The organism is Clostridioides difficile ATCC 9689 = DSM 1296 (assembly GCF_001077535.1).
Lineage (GTDB): Bacteria > Bacillota > Clostridia > Peptostreptococcales > Peptostreptococcaceae > Clostridioides > Clostridioides difficile.
In genome coordinates, this window is the sequence record NZ_CP011968.1 from 1,228,124 (window position 1) to 1,249,504 (window position 21,381).

Below are 21,381 nucleotides of genomic sequence, written 5' to 3' on the forward strand. Positions count from 1 at the left end.
GACATATGTATTGATACAAAAAAATAAGGATGTTATCTTTTAATAACAAAAGATAACATCCTTATTTCTGTATTAAGGAGCTTATAATATTTTACTAATAGTAAGTTATAAGAATTGGATAGGAAGGTGATATGTATTGAATAATAAATCTTTAATATAAAGAAAATATAAATATATTCTAGTGCAATGAATAATACTTTAGAGCGGTTAGTGTGATGGGAGGATTGTGTATGAAAGTAAAAAGGAATATAAATAGAGTGGCAATAATTGTGGCTTTAAATCTTAGCTTAGCATTGATGGTAGGGTGTATGTCTCCTGTATCTGATAAGAACTTAAGTAGCTCAGAACAAATTAGTAAAGATTCATTGAAAGAACAAGTTGAAGATAAAAAAGATGAATCTATCGAGCTATTTAATAATTACTCACAAAAGATTAATGATGCGAAAGGTAGAGAAGAAGTAAAAAAAGATTTATCTCAAAGATTTTCGAAAGCTATAATAGACAGTGGTTATAGTATTACTAACTCAAAATCAGATGGTAGCTTTGTAGTATCTATAAATGGTGCTGAAAAACCACCTGAAAAAAATATTCGAAGTTTATTCTATTCTATGTCTGAAGACGATAAAGAAGGAAAAGTAACAATAGATATTCTCTGTGCTAAAGAGTATCCAGAAGATGATAAGTTATCTGAGAGTGATAAATATATTAAATTTATATACAATTTATTTAAATCATTGACTAATACGAACTTAACTGAGAAAGAAATTTTTTCTATGGTTGAAGAAGACTTTAATAAGGGAGTAGGTGTTGTAGAGCTTCCTTATATGAAGGATATACATGTTGAAGTTAACAAAGTTAAACAATCAACTAAGGTTTTAAAACTAAGTCTAGTATACAAATTTGATATTTCAAATCATTAGTATATTAGACATAACTATAACAATATAGAAAATATATCATAGAAAATTTTTTTAGATTTTATAAATTTAACAAAAAAAGTATTAATATATAGGTGTTCAAGGTAGATGAAAAAAAATAAGTTATTTTGCTTCCATTTTATGCTAAAGGACAGTATAATATAATTAAAGTATGTTATAACATACAAAAATGTAGTATATATTATCCAAAGGGGGATTTTAAATGAGTCAAACTAATAGAATAGAAGCATTTAGACAAGAATATATTAATTCTAAACCTATGATATGTTGTGAAAGGGCTAGAATTTTTACAGAATCACATAAAAAAACTGAGGGAGAAGCTATCTGTATAAGAAGAGCTAAAGCTTTTTTGGAGACATGTAAAGAACTTCCTATAAAAATCTTTGAAAATGAATTAATAGTAGGTACAGCAGGAAAATTTAGAAGAACAGGGATATTGACACCAGAGTTTTCTTGGCAATGGGTAGACAAAGAAATGGATACTTTTGATAAAAGAACTCAAGACCCATATGTAATATCAAAAGAACAAATAGAATTTATAAGAAAAGAAATATTTCCATATTGGAAGGGAAAATCTTTGGAAGAAGTTTTCTTAGCAAGAATCCCAGAAGATACAGCTAAGATATTAGTAGATACAGGAATAATAGATAATGATTCTAAGTGGAGACAGGCAGTTGGTGAAGTAACACCAGATTATCAAGATATATTGTTTGTAAAAGGATATAAAGGGATTAAGGAAGATGCAGATAAAAAAATTAAAGAATTAGATATATCAGTTTCAGAAAATATTGAAAAGATAGATTTTTACAAATCTGTTTCTATAGTTGCACAGGGTATTATGACATTGGCACAAAGATATTCAAATCTTGCAAAAGAGATGAGTAAGCAAGAAACAGATGAAAAGAGAAAGTTAGAACTTATAAAAATTTCAGAGATATGTATGAATGTACCAGCAAACCCTCCAACTAATTTTTATGAAGCAATACAATTTGTATGGTTTGTTCAATTAGGTGGTATTCTATCAGAAAATCCATTGGCATTAAATTTAGGTAGATTTGACCAATATATGTATCCATATTATGAAAATGATGCTAGAGAAGGTAAAATAACTGAATCAGAAGCTCAAGAATTGATAGAAGCACTTTGGATTAAGTTATCAGAATGGGTATGGACTATATCAGCAAATACAGCAAATTACTTTGCAGGATATAATCAATTCCAAAATCTTACTGTTGGTGGTAAAAAGAGAAATGGTACTGATGGAACGAATGATATCTCATATATGTGTTTAAAGGCTACAGAAAGTGTAAAAACTCACCAACCAGGATTAAGTGTTAGAGTGAGTCAAGGAGCACCAGATAATTTCGTAATGGCAGTTGCTAAATTGGTAAAACAAGGAACTGGTTTCCCTGCTATACACAGCGATAGTGCAGGGGCACAAATGTTATTACAAGATGGATATGATGCAGAAGATGCTAGAGATTGGAGTAACTGTGGTTGTGTAGTTCCTCATTTTAGAAAAACAGGACAGTGGACTTCAGCCGTAAATATCAATTTTGCAGCAGCTTTAGAATATGCTATGAATGAAGGTAAGAGTAGATTAACTGGAGAAAAAATGGGGTTAGATACAAAAAATATCACAGAATTTACTTCTTTTGAAGAACTTAAGGATGAGTTTTTAAAGCAATTAGCATATCTTGTAAAAAGTTCTGTTATAGGAACTACTGTTGCTCAACAAATTCATAAAGAAATGGTACCAAGACCATTTTTATCTACTTGTGTAGATGGATGTTTGGATAAGGGAGTTGATTTAAGTAAAGGAGGAGCAAAATATAATATAGGTCCTGTATTAACTGGTATAGGGTTAGGTGTAGTTTCAAATTCATTGGCAGCTATAAAAAAATTAGTATTTGAGGATAAGGTGACTACGTTAGAAGAATTAACAAAAGCACTAAATAATGATTGGGAAGGTTATGAAGAATTAAGAAAACTTGCGTTGGATGTTCCTAAGTATGGAAATGATAATGATTATGTAGATTCATTAGCAATTGAAGTTTCTGATTTTTATTATACTGAAACTAGAAAATACAAGGATATTTTTGGCTCTAAATTTAATAGTGCATTTATGGGTATATCAAACTATGTACCAACTGGAAAAATAGTAGGTGCAACTCCTTGTGGAAGAAAAGCGACAAAACCTTTGACAGAGGGAGTTTCTCCATTTGTTGGTACTGATACAACAAGTCCACTAGCAGCAATGAAATCTGCATCAAAAATAAATCATGATGTTCATACTGGTGGAACACTTCTAAATTTAAGACTGAATCAAGATTTGGTGGAAACTGAAAGAGGACTTAGAAATCTAACATCTATGATTAAATCATATTTTGCTTTAGGAGGATTCCATGTACAATTTAATACGATATCAAATGATACTCTATTAAAAGCGCAAGAAAATCCAGAAGAATATAAAGATTTATTAGTGAGGGTTGCTGGATATAGTACTCAATTTGTTAATTTATCAAGAGAAATGCAAGATGCTATAATAGCTAGAAATTCACATAGCAATTTTTAATTATGAGGTAGATTATGAGTAAAAAAGGTAGAGTTGTAAAAGTACAACATTTTTCAGTAAATGATGGAGATGGAATAAGGACTACTATATTTTTAGAAGGATGTAAATTAAAATGTAAGTGGTGTTCTAATCCAGATTCCTGGAGTAACATAGTAAAATTAGGTGTTATGAAAGATAAATGTGTATCCTGTAATAGATGTATAGATGTTTGTCCTCAAAATATAAGTTCACTATTTGATAGAACGCAAATAAATAATAAATGTGATTTATGTGGAGAGTGTATCAAGGTATGTCTTAAAGATGCCATTTGTATAATGACCGAAGAAATGAGTGTTGAAGAAATAGTAGAGGAAGTTGAAAAAGATTTTATATTTTTCTTTGAATCTAATGGAGGGATAACTTTTTCTGGAGGTGAACCTACACTTCAGATTGATTTTTTAAGAGAATTAGTTGATATTTTTTATGATAAAGGCATAAATATTGCAATTGAAACTTGTGGATATTTTGATTGGAATAAGGTAAATGATGTATTTGAGAAAATAGACCACATATTTGTAGATATAAAATCTATGGATGATAATATTCATAAAGAATATACAGGAGTAAGTAATAAAATTATATTAGATAATATATGTAGGCTTTCAAAGTTGAATAAATCTATGGTTATAAGAGTGCCAATTATTTATGGAGTAAATGATAGTGAAGAAAATATAAGAAATACTGCATTATTTGTTAAACAAAATGTTCCAGGAGGCAAGATGGAGTTACTTCCATATCATAAATTTGGAATCGATAAATATAAGGCATTAGGGCTTGAAGATTATATATATGAATTTGATGAAATTTGTAACAATCATATGTTAAAATTAAAAGAGATAGTAGAACTTACAGGAGTAAAAATCATAGAATACAAATAGCTATCAGGAGGATTTTAACATGGATAATAAATTTCCTAATGTGGGAGAAAATTTAAGGTTATTGAGACAAGAAATGGGCATAAGTTTAGACAAAGCTTCAAAGATGACAGGTGTCAGTAAAGCAATGCTTGGACAGATTGAGAGAGGTGAATCAAGTCCGACAGTATCTACTTTATGGAAAATTTCATCTGGATTTAAAATAAATTTTACTACACTATTAAATGAAAATACAAATACCTATGAGGTTATAAAGAAAGAAGAAGTAGAGCCTATTGTTGAGCAAAAAGGGAACATGAAGTTATATCCAATATACCCTTTTAGCCCTCAAAGAAGGTTTGAACTTTTTATAATTGAGCTTGAGGAAAACTGTACTCATGTTTCATCTACACATAGTCATGTTTTAGAAGAGTATGTACTCGTAATAGAAGGTAAACTTGACCTTAATGTGGATGGGAAAACTTATATTTTAGAGTCTGGACATTCTATTAGGTTTGATGGAACTTTAGAGCATATATATAAAAATTTAAATAAAGGAAAAACTATATTTCACAATATAGAGGTTTATAGATAATTTTATAGTTATCCTTTTCTAAAATAAATGAAAATTTTAGAAAAGGATAACTTATTTTTATAATGTCGAAAAGATTTATATGTATGTGATGATGTTATTGTTTTAAAAAAAACATAAAAGCATTATAATAATATTAACAAAATAGAATAAAGAGGAAGAGAATATGATTATAAAGGTTTCAATGACAGTATTAGTATTAATATTATTGTATATTCTGTATAAGTATGAAACTCAGCATATAGAAACGACAGAATATACTATTTTCAACAAAAAAATTCCAAAGGAATTTGATAACTTTAAAATAGTTCAAGTGAGTGATTTACATAATAAGGTGTTTGATAAAAATAATAAGGTATTGATAGATAAAATTGAATCATTAAACCCAGATGTTATATTTATAACAGGAGATTTAGTAGATGGAGAAAATAAAAATTTTCAAGTTGCATTAGATTTAATAGATAATTTGGTTGAAAAATATGAAGTATATCATATAATTGGAAATCATGAACAAAAATCTTTAATAAAAAAGTATAAACATCTATATAAGGATTATTTTAAGGAACTATATTCAAAGAAAATAATAAATATGGAAAATGAATCTGTAAGAATATATAGAGGTAATAGCCATCTTAATTTATATGGTTTAATTATACCATTGGAATGCTATCCATATTTATTTGCTAATAACAAAAAATTAGAACTAAGTGACAATTTTGTAGAAGACAATCTAGGTAAAGTTAATGAAAATGAATATAACATTCTTTTAGCACATACACCATTTTTCTTTGAAAAATATGCAAAATGGGGAGCAGATTTGGTTTTAGCAGGACATGTTCATGGAGGTATAATAAGAATACCTTTTGTTGGAGGTGTATTATCTCCAAATAGAGAGTTCTTTCCTAAGTATGACTGGGGAAAATATGAAAAAGATAATAGCACTATGATTTTAAATAAAGGCTTAGGAGGCTCAAAAGTTTTAATTAGGCTTAATTGTAAACCAGAGATAGTTAAGATTACATTGAAGTATGAGAAATAAGATTTTATATAACATATATAAACATCAATAACATATAAATAAGGTTGATGTTAAATCCATTTAAACATATATAATGACCAATTTTGAATAATTGTTGAATTAATAAAAATAAAGTGCTATTTTTAGCATAGAATATTTAAACTATGGGGGGTAGTAAAGAATCATGGGTGATACAAGTAGATTTTATGAGTCTGTAAAAAATAAATATCCGAAATTAAAAGATGGAACTAGGGTTCATCTGTGGCCAAAAGAAAACATTATAATTGGCCCTATTTATGATGAAGAAGATGGATATAAAAAAAGTATCGGAAATGTGGATAGCTTAAGTTGGAAGCAAATTGTTATACTGGCTGAATGTGATGGGAAAAATACTACTGACGATATAATAAATATATTATCCAATAGATATAGAAATATCCATAATATGAAAGAAAAAGTTATGGAATTTTTTATGTTTTATGAGAATGTATACTTAACGTTTGAAGATGATATACAGACACTATCAAGTGTATTTGAGATAACAGGAAATAAATCATACATTACTCCTTTGTACTTTACTATAGAAATAGATGGAGATAATAATACAAATGATTATTTTTCTGAAATCACAAGTTTATTGAACTGCATGTATGAGAAAGGCTGTAGATTTATAGAGGTTATTGGTGAGGATATTTTAAAAAATAAAAGTATGAGAGAAATATTTCAATATATGTTAGACCATTTTGATTTAATTGTGGTAACTAAAGATAGTTTTACTATTGATAGAAGCTTAATAAAGGAATTAGATAATTATCGTCATAAAGTGATATGGAAAGTATATTCAAAAAATGATGATACACGTATTAAATTAAAAGAAGATATAAAAATAACCAGTTTAATAAAAAGGGGTCACACTGTAGTAAGAGGAGACAGAGAAAAAGCAATAAAAATAGAAGATATGAGGTTTAAAGATACAAAGGAGAGGTTTTCAAAATATGGAGCAGAGTGGAGTCATTTATATATTTCTTCTGATGGTAGTGTAAAATCTTATTCATTTCAAAAAGATAAAAGAATCTATTTAGGCAATATATTTAACAATTCTGTTGAAGAAATTTTCTTAGAAATGCAAAATAAAATTGACAAACTAGAAATTGTGTATCAATAGGGGGAAAGTTTAAGATTTATAGAAGATTTATAGATTGTTTATTTAAGTTTGTGTCAATAATTATAATGAGGTGAGATTACTTGTTAAAATTATTGGACAAATTTTTTTATGATGTTTTACTTAAATTTTGGCTGTTTATGATGCTGTGGATTTTTAGAGAACTTTTTACAAATTTCAAAATGACTAAAAAATTTAAATTTCATAAAATATTTATGTAAAAATCATATAAAATTCATATAGCATATGTATCATATGAGGTGTAGAAAGACTAGCTTAAAAACCATAATATAATACCCTATTGTAATGATAACCCTCCCTCACATCCTCAAATAGAGTTATCATTACAAGAATTAATCCATAAATTTAAAATTTATGGTTTTTTTTTATTTAATTTGTTTTATTATATTAGAATATGATTTATTATAGAATATATAATAAGTAATATAGAATACATTAATTAAGTTTTTGACATGTAACTATACTAATAAGGAGGAGTATTTATGAATGTAAATAATCACAAGTGCCCAGAGTGTGGTGAACATAGTAAAAAGTTTGAAATAGTAGAGGAAAATGAGGATTGTGTAATATTTGAATGTTACACTTGTGGAACTATATCTATATTAAAGTATTGTGAGAACTGTAAAGAATTTGTATTTGTAAATATTCCAAATAATGTGGAGACATATGAGTATTGTTGTGGAAAATGTAATAATAAAATTTAATATAATATAAACATATGTAATTTCATATATCATTTATACCAATCTCATATAAAATTCATATATAAAATGTATTATATAAATATAGAAAGAACTAGCTTAAAACATAATATAATTACCCTAAATTTATAATGACAACTCTCCCTCACATCCTCAAATTATAGTTGTCATTATAGAATAACTTGGCTGTTTCAAAAATGTGAAATCATTTTAGAAACAGCTTATTTTTTTATAAAAATAAAGAAGGCAACGGGAAGCCTTCTTTCGTGTAAAAAAAGTTTAATTTTTTGTTAAGATTTGTTTGTTATTTTATATTACCTTTATAATATGTTTTTATTTGGTGGTTGGCAATGGATTTTGCACAACTGGTCATTATTAATGTAAAAGTGGAATATTATTAATAAATAATAATTACAAAATTGTAATCTTTATTTATTAAATAAATGAGTAAAATAATATATTAATGGGTATATAATTAAGACAATACTAGTTTGGGGAGGATAAAATTATGGATTATAAAACAATCATATTAAATAGAAAGTCTGTTAGAGAATATAAGAACACAGATATTAAAGAAGAATATCTTAGTGAAATTAAGAAATACTCAGAATCTTGTAAGAAACTAGTTCCAGAAATAGATGTTGATGTAAGAATTATGAATAGAAGTGAAGTTTTTAATAATTTAGATAAAGTAGCAGGGTACAAAGGAAATATGATAGATTCTCCAAGTTATATTATAATATTATCTGACATAAAAGATAATTACATTGAAAATTCAGGGTACATAGGAGAAAGTATAATCTTTAAAGTAACAGAACTTGGAATTGGTTCTTGTTGGGTTACTTTTGAAGATGGAAAAAAGGTAAAAGAAAAACTTGGAATTAATTCAGATAAAGAGGTAACAGGAATTATAGCTATTGGATATGGAGAAAATGTAAGTAATGCTAAAGTATTAAATGCTACAAAAACTGGGCAAAATTATTCAAAATCTGATATGCAAGTTGTAACAGATAAGGGGTCTACTAGACTAGGTGTAGAAGATGTTGTTTATATGAACGAATGGGGAAATGTTGCAAGTATAGAAATCTTAGAAGAAAGAGCACTTCTTGATGCATTTCACTATGCAAGATTAGCTCCATCTACATTAAATAGACAACCATGGAGATTTATAGTTGATGGAGGCACTGTAGTTTTAGCTGTTAGAAAAGATGGTCATACTAATTTATATGAAGAAAAAATAGACATTGGTATAGTTATGCTTTATTTTGCAACAATAATAAGTGCAACTATGTTTGATTTAAAATGGAATTTAGGTACTCCAGACAAAGATTATAAAGTGCCAGAAGACTATAAGATAGTAGGATATTGTAATATATAAGATAGTGTAATACTTAATTTAACTACACTTAAATTAATTTTTATAAAAAGTTCAATAACATTTTATAATATAATGTTATTGAACTTTTTTATTGTATAATACAATTTTTATATTTATTGTATTGATTGAAAAATACTTATGAATTTAAATGCTTACAATTTTGTGCATGAATAGAGAGGTATATTATTTTATTAAACTGTATAATTTGCTTGGAGGTAATATCAAATGGAATGGATAAATAAATTAAATCAAGCTATTACTTATATTGAAGAAAATCTCGAAAGTGGAGTGGATTATGCAGAAGCAGCAAAAATTGCATGTTGTTCAACCTTTCATTTTCAAAGAATGTTTTCATATATTGCAGAAGTACCATTATCTGAATATATTAGACGAAGACGTATGACTAAGGCTGCATTTGAACTTCAGAACAGTAACATCAAAATTTTAGAACTATCTGAGAAGTATGGTTACGATTCACCAACATCTTTTAATAGAGCTTTTCAAAATATACATAACATTTCTCCATCTGCAGCTAGAGCAAAGGGTGTTGTTTTAAAAGCATATCCTAAGATGACATTAAGCATTTATGTAAAAGGAAATATAGAAATGCAATATCGTATTGTAGAAAAGAAAGGGTTTCGTATTGTTGGTATAAAAGAAAGTATGAACATGATTGTAGAAGAGTGTTTTGAGAAAGTTCCTAAGTTATGGGCTAAATGCATAAAAAATGGAACAATTGATAAACTTTCAGAGTTAATAAATAACGAACCTTGTGGATTGCTTGGAGTTAGTGTGTGTACAAATAGTAAGGGTTTAGATTATTATATTGCTGCTCCAACAGATAAGCCTGTATTAGAAGATACTCATGAATACTTAATACCATCAGGCACATGGGCAGTATTTGAATGTGTTTCTCCAATGCCAAATGCTCTGGCAATACAGGAATTGCAAAAAAGAATTATTACTGAGTGGTTACCAAGTTCTGGGTATGTGTATGCTAATTTACCAGATATTGAACTTTATCCCAATGGCGATATCAATGCTCCTGATTATACTACAGAAGTTTGGATTCCAATTCAGAAACCAAATTAAAATTAATAAATAATATGGAATTAATAAATAACATTAAAATTAATAAACAACATGAAATTCTAAAATTACAGGCTGAAAATAGTCTGTTATTTTTTTGTAAATATGGAAAGTAAGCTTTACATAAATGGAATATAGTTGTATAATTATGGAAAGTAGACTTTCCGTAGTTGAGATATTAAAGGGGGATAGATGTGAAAAATAGATTAGAAGAAATAAGAAAAGAAAGAGGCATAAAACAAGAAGAACTTGCTTCTATTTTGCAAGTATCAAGACAAACTATAGGTTCATTAGAAAATGGTAGGTATAATCCTTCTATCATCTTAGCCTTTAAGATAGCTAGATACTTTGATATGAGTATTGAAGAAATATTTATTTATGAGGAGGAGTAAAAATGAAAAAGAATATGTTATATGTTGGAATTATATATTTTATTTGTGGAATTTTACTTGTTTTATTGGCTACATTTACTGAGTTTTCATTTGAGGCCTTTATTTGGGGATTATCTGGAGCTGCTTTAGGTCCAGGTGTATGTATGATTCTTCAATATATGTATTGGAGTAAACCTGAAAGAGCAGTAGATTATGAAGAAAAGATAAAAAATCAAAGGATAGAGATGAATGATGAAAGAAGAATTATGTTACGTGATAAAGCTGGACGTATCACTAATCAAATCATGTGCTATGTTCTTGTAATTCTTATATTTATTGTTTCTATATTGAGTGTATTTTCTGTAATGGTAATAAGCAAGTGGGTTTTAGTTGTTCTTGGATTGCTTATTTTATTTCAATTTATTTGTAGTGTTGTTGTATACAATAAATTAGATAAAAGGTTGTAATAAGTTATGATATAAAATAGAAAATTATATAAAAGTAAATTAGTTTTTAAATTAATGCTAGAAGATAAATTTATATAATTATATAAATTTTAAAAAGACACAGTAATTTCAAAAAATAACTTAAAATTTAAATCAAAAATAAAAAAACTCCTAATCTATTGAATAAATAGCTTTAGGAGTTTTTAATGGTGCCCGAGGCCGGACTCGAACCGGCACGGAGTATTAGTCCGGTGGATTTTGAGTCCACTGCGTCTACCAATTCCACCACTCGGGCATGTCATGTATATTATTATAGCAAAAAAATATATTGTTTGCAACATATTTAATTTTAATATACTATTATTATTATGGGAATATTAAATAACAGTATATTGGTATATAATATATATGTTACAAAAATAGATAATTTTTAGGAGTGATATAATTTGGAAAAAAAATTAATTATAATAGATGGAAATTCAATAATAAATAGAGCTTTTTATGCTCTTCCAGAAATGAATAATAAAGAAGGGCTAAAGACCAATGCAATATATGGATTTACAACAATGCTATTTAAAATGATAGATATATATAAACCAACACATATAAGTGTAGCATTTGACAGAAAAGCACCTACATTTAGACATTTAGAATATAAAGAGTATAAGGCTGGAAGAAAGGGAATGCCAGATGAACTGGCAGAACAATTACAGCCATTAAAAGACCTTTTAGATAAATTTAGAATAAATAGATTGGAAATAGATGGCTATGAGGCAGATGATATTATAGGTACTGTTTCTAAAAAAGCAGAAGAAAATGGATATAAGGTATACATAGTAACTGGAGACAAAGATGCTATTCAACTTGCTTCAGACAATACAACTACTCTTATAACAAAAAAAGGAGTTGGAGAAGTTGAAGAATACAACTTTAATTCTGTAATTGAAAAATACGAGATGACTCCAACACAATTTATCGATTTAAAGGGTCTTATGGGAGACAAGTCTGATAATATACCTGGAGTACCTGGAATAGGTGAAAAAACAGGTATAAAGCTTATAAAAGAGTTTTCTAGTATAGAGAATCTAATAGAGAATACAGATAAGCTTAAAGGTAGTGTAAAAAAGAAAATAGAGGAAAACAAAGAAATAGCTATTCAAAGTAAAAGACTTGCAACAATTATAAGAGATGTGCCAATAGAAGTGGATTTAGATAGTATGATTTTTGGCGATTATGATAAAGATGAACTTTTAGATAAATTTAGATACTTTGGATTTACAAGTCTCTTATCAAGATTAGTTGATTTGGTCGATTCAGATGACACAGAACACGTAGAAGAAAAAATAGAAATATTAAAATTAAAAGATATAGAAAAATTTATAGATGAAGTAAACAAAAAAGGACAAGTTATTTTAAAAACTGTTAGAGGACAAGGTAATATACTTGAAAAAAATATAATATATATTTTTATAAGTGTAGATGGAGAAAAAATATATTATGTAGATTCAAATGAAGTGTCAAAGTTAGATAGTATATTTTCAAATAATGAAATTAAAAAGTATGGATATAATTTAAAAGATGATTATATATCTTTAAAACCATATAATATAAACTTAGAAAATATGTATTTTGATATAACAATAGCTGAGTACTTAATAGATTCAACTTCATCTACCTCATATGATTGTAGTGCAATAGCTATGAAGTATTTATCAAAAAAGGTTAAATCAAAAGAAGAATTATTAGGAAAGGGTGTTAAATCTAAAAACTATGAGGATTTAGAATTTGAGGATTTAGCAGAGTATATGGGTCAAATAATATGCACAGTTAAAGAAACAGTTCCTATGATGGAAAGAAGTCTAATGGATATGAGTATGGATGGTCTTTTTTATCATGTAGAGATGCCTTTAGTAGAAGTCTTAGGTCATATGGAGTATGAAGGTATAAAAGTAGACAAAAGTATATTGGATGAATTGAGTGTTGAATTTAAAGAAATAATAGCTACATTAGAAAAGGAAATTTATGAATTATCAGGAGAGCCATTCAATATAAATTCACCAAAACAATTGGGTGTTATATTATTTGAAAAATTAGAGCTTCCAATAATTAAAAAAACTAAAACTGGATATTCAACTAATGCAGATGTTTTAGAAAAATTAAGAGATAAGCATCCAATAATAGATAAGATAACTGAGTATAGACAAATAGTAAAGTTAAATTCTACTTACGTTGAAGGACTTTTAAATATAATAAATCCAGAAAGTAATAGAATACATTCATCATTTAATCAAACTATAACGACTACAGGAAGAATTTCATCTACAGAACCAAATCTTCAAAATATACCTATAAAAATGGAAATGGGTAGAAAAATAAGAAAAGTGTTTATTGCAGATGATAACTGTAAGTTGGTTGATGCCGATTACTCACAAGTAGAGCTAAGAGTTCTTGCACATATGAGTCAGGATGAAAATATGATAGAAGCATTTAAACATCATGAAGATATTCATACCAAAACAGCTTCACAAGTTTTTAATGTTCCTATGGAAGATGTTACTAGTGAATTGAGAGGTGCAGCTAAAGCTGTAAACTTTGGTATTATATATGGTAAAAGTGACTTTGGTCTAGCTGATGATTTAAATATACCTGTTCCAAAGGCGAAAGAATATATCGAAAGTTATTTTGCTAAATACCATAAAATAAAAGAGTTTATGGACACAACAGTAGAAAAGGCTAGTGAGGATGGATATGCTGTAACAATTTTAAACAGAAGAAGATATATACCAGAAATAAAGTCAAGCAATTTTATGGAAAGAAATAGAGGAAAGAGATTTGCAATGAATGCACCAATACAAGGAAGTGCAGCAGATATAATAAAAATTGCTATGATAAATGTTCATAAAAAATTGGAAGAGAACAATTTGAAATCAAAACTTATACTACAAGTTCACGACGAGTTGATAGTTGAAGCAATTGATGATGAAATAGATATAGTTAAGAAAATAGTAAAAGAAGAAATGGAAAATGCTGTAAATATGGATGTTCACTTAGATGTAGATTTAAATGTAGGTAGTTCTTGGTATGAGACAAAGTAGGTGATTTTATGTTGATATTAGGACTTACAGGAGGAATAGGCTGTGGAAAAAGCAGCCTATCAAATATATTTAGAAATCTTAACATTCCTATAGTGGATGCTGATATTATATCCAGGAAGATATTTGAGGATAAGTTGTTATTGGAAAAAATATTTGTCCATTTTGGGCAAAGTATAAAAAATGATGATGGAACTCTAAATAGAAAAGCTCTTGGGAAAATAGTTTTTAGTGATGAAGAAAAACTTAAGGAATTAAATAACTTGACTCATCCACGAATAAGAGAAAAAATAATAAGTGAAATAGAAAAATTGAGAAAAAAAGGCGAAAATATAGTAGTGTTAGATGCGGCAATATTGGTAGAAAGTGGTTTTTTAGATATGGTTGACAAGCTATTAGTAGTTACTTGTAAACAAGAAGTACAAATTAGTAGAATACAAAAGAGAGATAATTGCAGTGAGCAGGAAGCACTTAGTAGGATAAATTCACAGATGAGTCAGGAAGAAAAATCCAAATATGGTGATTATATAATAGATAATTCGGGAACAATAACTGAATTAGAAAGTAAAGCACATAAATTTATTGAGTACATGAAGGAGAATTGGCGTGAATAGTAAGAAAGTATTGATTCTATCTATTTTTATAATCTTATTTGGGGCACTATTAATGGAAAGCAAAGTAATACATAAATTTTTATATCCTAAAAAATATTCAGAGTATGTAGAAAAGTATTCGAAAGAATTTAATTTAGATGAAAATATAGTTTACAGTGTTATTAAAGCCGAAAGTAAGTTTAATAGTTCTGCTGTTTCAAAAAAGGAAGCAAAAGGATTAATGCAAATATTAGACATAACTAGAGATTGGGGAGCAGAGGAACTAAATTTAAAAAATGTGGATATTTTCGACCCAGAGACTAATATAAGACTTGGCTGTTGGTATTTAAGTAAGTTATACAAAGAATTTGGTAAATTAGATTTAGTGATAGCTGCATATAATGGTGGTTCAGGTAATGTGAAAAAATGGTTAGAAAATAATGAATATAGTAAAGATGGCGAAAATCTACATGATATACCTTTTAAGCAAACTTCAAAATATGTAGAAAAAGTAAAAAATAATTACGAACATTATAATAAGATATATGGCAAGAAAGGAAAAAACTAATGAAGAGAATAAAAGTCTTAACAGTCGTTTTAGCTATAACTCTTATGGTAGCTGGTTGTAGTAATACTAAAACAAAACAAAGTAGTAGTGATTCAAGTTTACAAAGTCAAAGTTCTATAGATGCTAAGTATATAAACTTAACAATGGTAACTCCAAAAACTATAAATCCTATAACTAATACTGATAAGTCTGTTGGTTATATAATGAATTTAGTTTATGATAGTTTATTTACTATAGATGAGAACTACAATGTAATTCCTCAATTAGTTAAGGAGTATAATATAGCTCAGGATGGAATGAGTATAGATATAAAGCTAAAAGATGCAAAGTGGCATGATGGAAAAAATGTTACTTCAAATGATGTAAACTATACTATTGGTTTAATTCAAAAAAGTGCAGATAGTCCATATAATGAATTTACTAAAAATATAGCTTCTGTGAATATTAAATCAGATAAAGACTTTACAATAAAATTTAAAGCTAGATATGCTTTTTCAATTGATAGTTTAATTTTTCCAATTGTATCTCAAAATCATTTAGATTCAAAAGATGTAAATGACAAGAATAATAATATGATAGGAAATGGGAAATATAAAATAGAATCATATACAGAAAGAGAAGGAATGGTTTTATCTGTAAACAAAGATTACTATGAAGAAGTTCCAAAAACCATGAAGAACATAAAAGTAGGTATGGTGCCTAATGAAGATGCAAGGACATCTATGGTTATGGCTCTTGATAGTGATATAACCAATGTTACATTAAATGATTTAAGTAAGTTTCAAGAAAAAGAGTTTAATATAACAAAATATCAAGGAAGAGATTATGAGTGTGTATTATTTAATTATAATAATCCTTTTTTCAAAGATGTTAATTTTAGAAAAGCAATTGCACACTCTATAGATAAAGATAGAATTATTAGTGAAGGTTATATGGATGATGCTACTCCAGTTAATTTTCCACTTAATTCAAAATCAAAATACTATAATAGTGAAATGAAGGATTTAGAGTTTAATAAAGATAAGGCGATAGAGTGTCTTGCTAAGGTAGAATATGCAAATGTAAACTCAGTAAATCAAAATGACAATAAAGTAAAAAATCAGAAAAAATCAGCTAAAAAGAACTCAAAGAAGCTTACGCCAGAAGAAGAAGCAAAAGCTAAAAAAGCAGAAGAAGATAGAATCAAAAAAGAAGCTGAAGAGAAAAAAAATAGAGAAAAAGAGGAAGTAAAGAAAAGTCTTTCTGAAATGAACTTAAAGATAATAGTAAACAGAGATAATAGTGAGAGAATAAAAACTGCAAACATAATAAATGAAAACTTAAAAGCTATAGGAATAAATAGTACAGTAAATCAGCTGTCAGATAAGGATATGGAAAATGCTCTTAATTCTAAAAATTATGATTTAGCATTAGTTGGATGGAAACTATCAATTATACCAGATGCAAGTAGTATTATAGCGAGTAGTGGATATACTGATGATAAGTTAAATGGATATATGTCTGCACTTACAAGTTCTACGTCTGAAATTGAAACAAAAAAAGCATACAAAGATGTACAGACATATATAAAAGATAATGCAACATTTATAAGTTTAGCTGTGAGAAACAACTATATTGTAAGTAATAGTAGATTAAAAGGTAAAATTACTCCAAATGATTTTGATGTATATGAGGGAATATCTAATTTAGATATAAAATCGAATGAATCAAATTAAATGATTAATTTCTATTTAAAAAGTATAAACTATATGATAGAATACCCTTATAGGGTATAAGGAGGTAATTAAATGAAGAAGAAACTATTAGTAGAAGGTATGAGTTGTGGTCATTGTGTAAACCATCTTAAAACTGCATTAACAGAAGATATAGATGGTATTGAAGTTTTAGATGTAGATTTAGAAAATAAGTGTGCATCTGTAGATATGAAAGATGATGTATCTATTGAAAAATTAAAAGAAGTGATAGCAGAATTAGGATTTGAACTAAAGGGAATTGAATAGAAATTGATAAACTAAAAAAAGACCTCTATTGGGGGAGTAATAGAGGTCTAAAAATGGGGGAGATTGAGTATGTTTGATTTTACATTACTATTATCTCCCCTTTTAAATTAATATATACATAAAAAGTAAAAAAATTTTGTAATGACTCACATTTCTTGAGCTTTTTGAATATACTATAAATAGCTAAGGGAGGGAGTATCATGGAATCTAGGGGATATAAAGAGGATTTAAAAAAAATGATACTTGATATGGCCCACAAAGAACTTGAGAGTTATGTATCACAAAAAGGAGCAAAAAAATACTTTGAAGGTAACTTGGATAAGATTATTAATAATAATATAAAAAAATTCAATCAAAGTATTGGTCTTAATAGAGTATATTTAAAAATGTTAAAAAAGTGTGCATATCAAGAAAGTGTAACTTCAATATCAAGGACTATAAAGAAAGAAGCATTATTTAAATCAAAAAAAGAGCTATTTGCTTTTTCAGAGTACTTAAAACTTGATATTAACAAGCGACTTTCATATAATCAAATTTTAAGAAAAATATCAAGATATATATACTACAATAGAAGTTCATATGCTCAAAAATACGTTGTTTTCAAAAGAGGAGATGAAGAATATCTTTTAGAACCAGAGAAAATAAAAGATGAATTAATATCAAGCTATAGGTCAAAGACTAGAGAAGATATGAGGTCAATAGCAAAACTTTTGGATATAGAAGTAGAAGATGATTATAATGCTGAAGATATTAGAAAAAAAGTAATAAATTATATTATTAAAGAAAAACTTAAAAGTTAGAGTTTTAAAGAATAAGTTCTGCCAATTTGCATGATTAAGTATAACTTGGGTATAAATTTTTTATGCATTTGAAAGAGCTTATTCTTTTTTTGACATATTCTTTTAAATAATTTACCATGATTTGGTAATTGGTCATCATCATTCAAATTTTTAACTTAATATGATTTAAATAAATTTATAATAATGATATAATATAAAAAAAATAAAAATTGGAGAGTGATTTCAAAATGAAGTTTAATTTTTGTCATAACAATTTCAATGTTACTAATTTAGAAAAAAGTTTAGATTTTTATAAAAAAGCTTTAGGGCTTAAAGAGGTAAAGCGCAAGGAAGCAGAAGATGGAAGTTTTATATTAGTTTATTTAGGAGATGGCATTACTAGTCATACATTAGAATTAACTTGGCTTAGAGATTGGGATAGACCATATAATTTAGGAGACAATGAATTTCATCTGGCTTTAGAAGTTGAGGAGTTTGATGAGGCAAAAAAACTTCATAAAGATTTAGATTGCATATGTTTTGAAAATGAAAGTATGGGAATTTATTTTATAGCGGACCCAGATAATTATTGGATTGAAATACTTCCTAAAAATCACTAATTTTAAGGATATGTTTATAATTTCTTTACAATTAATAAGAAAATAAGTTATCATTAAATTGTAGGGACTAAAAATGGATAATAATGTTATGAATTTATGACTATAAAAATTTGTTGGGGGGAGTGATAGTAGTGAAAAAAGCTATAGCAGCTTTAGGAATTGGGGCAGTAGCAGTATCTGTTAGCTCCATAAATGCAAGTGCTCTTGAAAAGGGAACAGTAACAGCAAGTGCCTTGAATATAAGAAGTGGACCAAGTTCTGATTGCGATAAGGTAGCAAAATTATACAAGGGAAAAACTGTAGAGATTTTAGAAAAGTCTAATGGATGGTATAAAGTAAGGGTATCGAGTTCTGTTGTTGGATGGGGAAGTGCAAAATACATATCAACAAGTGGTTCGTCTGAAGGTACATCAAGTCAAAATAATTCAACTTCAAGTGGGACAACTATTAGTGGAAATGGTAAAGTAAATGTGAGTTCTAGACTGAATGTAAGAAGTGGTGCAGGTACTAACTATTCATTAGTTGGTAAAGCAAATAATGGAGATGTAGTAAAGTTACTAGAACAAAGCAATGGATGGTATAAAATAAAACTATCAAATGGAGTTACTGGATGGGCTAGTAGCCAATATATCTCTAAAACATCAGAGGATGTTGGAACGAACAATTCTAGTAATTCAAATAGTACTAATAATTCTGATAAAAAACCATCTAGCGAAGAATCAATTGAAGGAAAGAATGGTAAGGTAACATCTGCTGTGAGTTTAAATGTAAGAAGTGGTCCTGGGACAAGCTATTCTATAATAGGAAAATTAAATGGTGGAGATGTTGTTGAATTAAAAGCTAAAAGTAATGGTTGGTATAAGGTAAAGTTATCGAGTGGAACAATTGGATGGGTGAGTGCCAGTTATATTTCTGAGACTAATGAGGATACAAAAGAAAAACCAAATTCATCATCTAACCAAAATTCTCAATCTAATAGTAACTCAAAGCCATCATTTACTGGAAATTCAGATAAATCTACAGCAAAAGGTTCAACAATCGTAGATTTTGCATATACTCTTATTGGAATACCATATCAATGGGGAGCTTCAGGGCCTGATAAATTTGACTGTTCTGGATTTACACAGTATGTTTTTAAACATTCTGTAGGCGTTTCTATTCCTAGAGTTTCTAGAGAACAGGCTAATTTTGGAAGTGCAATTTCTATGGGGAATTATGCACCAGGAGATTTAGTTTATTTTGACACTGATGGTGATGGAACAACTAATCATGTAGGTATATATGTAGGAAATAGTAAATTTATCCATTGTAGTGGTACTCAGACTAATCCTAATAAGGTTAAAGTAGATAATTTAACTAGTTCATATTGGTCTAAAGTATTACTTGGTGCAAGAAGATTTGTTTAGTAAGTACAATTTCTTATTAAAAAATTAGAAGAAATAATTATTTATATTCATAAATTGTGACTCTTAAAAATATACTTTATTAATAATATAATTTTGGGAGGGACAAACTAATGAATAGAAGAAAAACGATATACAGAGGATTTAATAATAATAGACATAAGATTGATTTACGTAAATATGTTATAACGATTGCTTGCTTGTGTCTAATTGGCTATTATTCTTATACAAAAATAAAAGATAGCAAGATATTGGAGTATGTATCGGCTAAAATACCATTTCTAAATAATTCATCAGATATAACTTATAAAGATATATCTGATGAATTAAATTCAATAAAAAAAGGGAAAAAATCTAAATCACAAACCAATTCAGATGATAAACAAGAAACTAATCCAGAAAAAGCGGTAAATAACACTAAAGAGCCAGAAGAAGTCAAATTAGCTACTATAGAAGGCTGGGATATGTATACTATTCAAGTTGCTGCAATAGATAATAATGATGATTTGAAAAAAATACAGACATCATTAGTTAATAATGACATACCTTTTTCAGTTATGGAGAAGGATGGAGTAAAAAAAATACAGACCTATTCCTCTTTTGATGAAAATGATGTTAGAAAGCAGATAAGCAGTGTAAGAAAGGTGTTTCCAGATGCATTTTTATCACACTTAGATGCACCTATGTTGTCTTTAGAGTATACAAGTAACTACGCTTATATAGAGAGTATATCTAAAGAATTAAATAAATTAATAACAAACTTTAAAGAAGAATCAAGTTTTTGGTCGAATGCTGAAAATAATGTAGATATGGAAAAATATAATACTATTTTGACAAATAGAAAGGCAATATCACAAAATATATCAAAAGAAGCTGAAAAGATTGACTATTCTGAAATGCGTTTATTTAAAGATAATTTAATAGAGTATGTAAAGAATGTGAATGAAAAAATTGATACAGCTTCAAAAGCAGCAAATGAAGAAAAATATAGTGTAAGTAAAAGTCTGCTTTTATCATCCATGCAGGAGTACTCTATGTTTATAAATTCTATAAAATAAAATACAGAAAATTTGGACTTTAGAAAGCTATATGAAAAGGATTGTTTAATTAAGCAATCCTTTTCCTCGGTTTGACTTAATATA

General features: G+C 27.7%; 20 protein-coding genes and 1 tRNA gene. 20 read left to right on the forward strand and 1 reads right to left on the reverse strand.

Annotation, left to right across the window (positions count from 1 at the left end; genetic code table 11):
- Positions 1 to 230 precede the first annotated feature (230 nt).
- The 11 genes from CDIF1296T_RS06000 (at position 231) to CDIF1296T_RS06050 (ending at position 11,205) form a co-directional block, all read left to right on the forward strand.
- Complete coding sequence (locus CDIF1296T_RS06000) at positions 231 to 920, forward strand: hypothetical protein (protein WP_009896058.1); 690 nt, start codon at positions 231 to 233, stop codon at positions 918 to 920.
- A gap of 220 nt (positions 921 to 1,140) precedes the next feature.
- Positions 1,141 to 3,513 (forward strand): glycyl radical protein, encoded by a 2,373-nt coding sequence (locus CDIF1296T_RS06005; protein ID WP_003438022.1) that lies wholly within the window; start codon positions 1,141 to 1,143, stop codon positions 3,511 to 3,513.
- A gap of 14 nt (positions 3,514 to 3,527) precedes the next feature.
- A complete protein-coding gene (locus CDIF1296T_RS06010) occupies positions 3,528 to 4,430 on the forward strand; it encodes a glycyl-radical enzyme activating protein (RefSeq protein ID WP_009896060.1) in 903 nt (300 codons plus the stop codon).
- Between the two features lie 19 nt (positions 4,431 to 4,449).
- A complete protein-coding gene (locus tag CDIF1296T_RS06015; protein ID WP_003438024.1) occupies positions 4,450 to 5,001 on the forward strand; it encodes a helix-turn-helix domain-containing protein in 552 nt (183 codons plus the stop codon).
- 163 nt (positions 5,002 to 5,164) lie between these two features.
- A complete protein-coding gene (locus tag CDIF1296T_RS06020) occupies positions 5,165 to 6,037 on the forward strand; it encodes a metallophosphoesterase (RefSeq protein ID WP_009888897.1) in 873 nt (290 codons plus the stop codon).
- Between the two features lie 163 nt (positions 6,038 to 6,200).
- Positions 6,201 to 7,181 carry a hypothetical protein gene (locus tag CDIF1296T_RS06025; protein WP_003428523.1) on the forward strand — a complete coding sequence of 327 codons (981 nt, stop codon included), beginning with the start codon at positions 6,201 to 6,203 and terminating at the stop codon, positions 7,179 to 7,181.
- 500 nt (positions 7,182 to 7,681) lie between these two features.
- Positions 7,682 to 7,903, forward strand: a complete 222-nt coding sequence (locus CDIF1296T_RS06030) for a hypothetical protein (RefSeq protein WP_003428522.1) — start codon at positions 7,682 to 7,684, stop codon at positions 7,901 to 7,903.
- A gap of 505 nt (positions 7,904 to 8,408) precedes the next feature.
- Positions 8,409 to 9,278: a nitroreductase family protein gene (locus CDIF1296T_RS06035; protein WP_003438030.1), complete on the forward strand. Its 870-nt coding sequence runs from the start codon at positions 8,409 to 8,411 to the stop codon at positions 9,276 to 9,278.
- A gap of 225 nt (positions 9,279 to 9,503) precedes the next feature.
- Positions 9,504 to 10,370 carry an AraC family transcriptional regulator gene (locus tag CDIF1296T_RS06040; protein ID WP_009896064.1) on the forward strand — a complete coding sequence of 289 codons (867 nt, stop codon included), beginning with the start codon at positions 9,504 to 9,506 and terminating at the stop codon, positions 10,368 to 10,370.
- Positions 10,371 to 10,561: 191 nt separating this feature from the next.
- Positions 10,562 to 10,759, forward strand: a complete 198-nt coding sequence (locus CDIF1296T_RS06045; protein WP_003438035.1) for a helix-turn-helix transcriptional regulator — start codon at positions 10,562 to 10,564, stop codon at positions 10,757 to 10,759.
- A 2-nt stretch (positions 10,760 to 10,761) separates the two neighbouring features.
- A complete protein-coding gene (locus CDIF1296T_RS06050) occupies positions 10,762 to 11,205 on the forward strand; it encodes a hypothetical protein (protein WP_003438037.1) in 444 nt (147 codons plus the stop codon).
- 186 nt (positions 11,206 to 11,391) lie between these two features.
- On the opposite strand, the gene CDIF1296T_RS06055 is transcribed toward CDIF1296T_RS06050, so the two are convergent.
- Positions 11,392 to 11,479, reverse strand: a tRNA-Leu gene (locus CDIF1296T_RS06055).
- 151 nt (positions 11,480 to 11,630) lie between these two features.
- Here CDIF1296T_RS06055 and polA point away from each other — a divergent pair.
- From polA to CDIF1296T_RS06100, 9 genes are all read left to right on the forward strand, one after another.
- A complete protein-coding gene (gene polA, locus CDIF1296T_RS06060; RefSeq protein WP_009896068.1) occupies positions 11,631 to 14,279 on the forward strand; it encodes a DNA polymerase I in 2,649 nt (882 codons plus the stop codon).
- Between the two features lie 8 nt (positions 14,280 to 14,287).
- Positions 14,288 to 14,890, forward strand: a complete 603-nt coding sequence (coaE, locus tag CDIF1296T_RS06065; RefSeq protein WP_009896070.1) for a dephospho-CoA kinase — start codon at positions 14,288 to 14,290, stop codon at positions 14,888 to 14,890.
- Positions 14,883 to 15,437: a lytic transglycosylase domain-containing protein gene (locus tag CDIF1296T_RS06070; protein WP_003438043.1), complete on the forward strand. Its 555-nt coding sequence runs from the start codon at positions 14,883 to 14,885 to the stop codon at positions 15,435 to 15,437. The genes coaE and CDIF1296T_RS06070 overlap by 8 nt, the downstream gene beginning before the upstream one ends.
- A complete protein-coding gene (locus tag CDIF1296T_RS06075; protein ID WP_003438044.1) occupies positions 15,437 to 17,152 on the forward strand; it encodes an ABC transporter substrate-binding protein in 1,716 nt (571 codons plus the stop codon). Before CDIF1296T_RS06070 ends, CDIF1296T_RS06075 begins: the two co-directional genes overlap by 1 nt.
- Before the next feature lie 72 nt (positions 17,153 to 17,224).
- A complete protein-coding gene (locus tag CDIF1296T_RS06080; RefSeq protein ID WP_003428495.1) occupies positions 17,225 to 17,437 on the forward strand; it encodes a heavy-metal-associated domain-containing protein in 213 nt (70 codons plus the stop codon).
- Between the two features lie 200 nt (positions 17,438 to 17,637).
- Positions 17,638 to 18,237: a hypothetical protein gene (locus CDIF1296T_RS06085; protein ID WP_003419035.1), complete on the forward strand. Its 600-nt coding sequence runs from the start codon at positions 17,638 to 17,640 to the stop codon at positions 18,235 to 18,237.
- 227 nt (positions 18,238 to 18,464) lie between these two features.
- Entirely contained in the window at positions 18,465 to 18,836 is a 372-nt protein-coding gene (locus CDIF1296T_RS06090; RefSeq protein ID WP_003419037.1) for a VOC family protein, read from the forward strand.
- Positions 18,837 to 18,958: 122 nt separating this feature from the next.
- A complete protein-coding gene (locus CDIF1296T_RS06095; RefSeq protein WP_140027985.1) occupies positions 18,959 to 20,242 on the forward strand; it encodes a Cwl0971 familypeptidoglycan hydrolase in 1,284 nt (427 codons plus the stop codon).
- Positions 20,243 to 20,352: 110 nt separating this feature from the next.
- Positions 20,353 to 21,297 carry a hypothetical protein gene (locus CDIF1296T_RS06100; RefSeq protein WP_003438046.1) on the forward strand — a complete coding sequence of 315 codons (945 nt, stop codon included), beginning with the start codon at positions 20,353 to 20,355 and terminating at the stop codon, positions 21,295 to 21,297.
- Positions 21,298 to 21,381: the final 84 nt, after the last annotated feature.

Bases quoted from the DNA above. Each gene is read 5' to 3' on its own strand.
- CDIF1296T_RS06005 (WP_003438022.1), top strand. From the start codon at position 1,141: ATGAGTCAAACTAATAGAATAGAAGCATTTAGACAAGAATATATTAAT.
- CDIF1296T_RS06030 (WP_003428522.1), top strand. From the start codon at position 7,682: ATGAATGTAAATAATCACAAGTGCCCAGAGTGTGGTGAACATAGTAAA.
- CDIF1296T_RS06010 (WP_009896060.1), top strand. From the start codon at position 3,528: ATGAGTAAAAAAGGTAGAGTTGTAAAAGTACAACATTTTTCAGTAAAT.
- CDIF1296T_RS06025 (WP_003428523.1), top strand. From the start codon at position 6,201: ATGGGTGATACAAGTAGATTTTATGAGTCTGTAAAAAATAAATATCCG.
- coaE (WP_009896070.1), top strand. From the start codon at position 14,288: ATGTTGATATTAGGACTTACAGGAGGAATAGGCTGTGGAAAAAGCAGC.
- CDIF1296T_RS06050 (WP_003438037.1), top strand. From the start codon at position 10,762: ATGAAAAAGAATATGTTATATGTTGGAATTATATATTTTATTTGTGGA.
- CDIF1296T_RS06035 (WP_003438030.1), top strand. From the start codon at position 8,409: ATGGATTATAAAACAATCATATTAAATAGAAAGTCTGTTAGAGAATAT.
- CDIF1296T_RS06100 (WP_003438046.1), top strand. From the start codon at position 20,353: ATGAATAGAAGAAAAACGATATACAGAGGATTTAATAATAATAGACAT.
- CDIF1296T_RS06075 (WP_003438044.1), top strand. From the start codon at position 15,437: ATGAAGAGAATAAAAGTCTTAACAGTCGTTTTAGCTATAACTCTTATG.
- CDIF1296T_RS06090 (WP_003419037.1), top strand. From the start codon at position 18,465: ATGAAGTTTAATTTTTGTCATAACAATTTCAATGTTACTAATTTAGAA.
- CDIF1296T_RS06020 (WP_009888897.1), top strand. From the start codon at position 5,165: ATGATTATAAAGGTTTCAATGACAGTATTAGTATTAATATTATTGTAT.
- CDIF1296T_RS06080 (WP_003428495.1), top strand. From the start codon at position 17,225: ATGAAGAAGAAACTATTAGTAGAAGGTATGAGTTGTGGTCATTGTGTA.
- CDIF1296T_RS06040 (WP_009896064.1), top strand. From the start codon at position 9,504: ATGGAATGGATAAATAAATTAAATCAAGCTATTACTTATATTGAAGAA.
- CDIF1296T_RS06015 (WP_003438024.1), top strand. From the start codon at position 4,450: ATGGATAATAAATTTCCTAATGTGGGAGAAAATTTAAGGTTATTGAGA.
- CDIF1296T_RS06085 (WP_003419035.1), top strand. From the start codon at position 17,638: ATGGAATCTAGGGGATATAAAGAGGATTTAAAAAAAATGATACTTGAT.
- CDIF1296T_RS06000 (WP_009896058.1), top strand. From the start codon at position 231: ATGAAAGTAAAAAGGAATATAAATAGAGTGGCAATAATTGTGGCTTTA.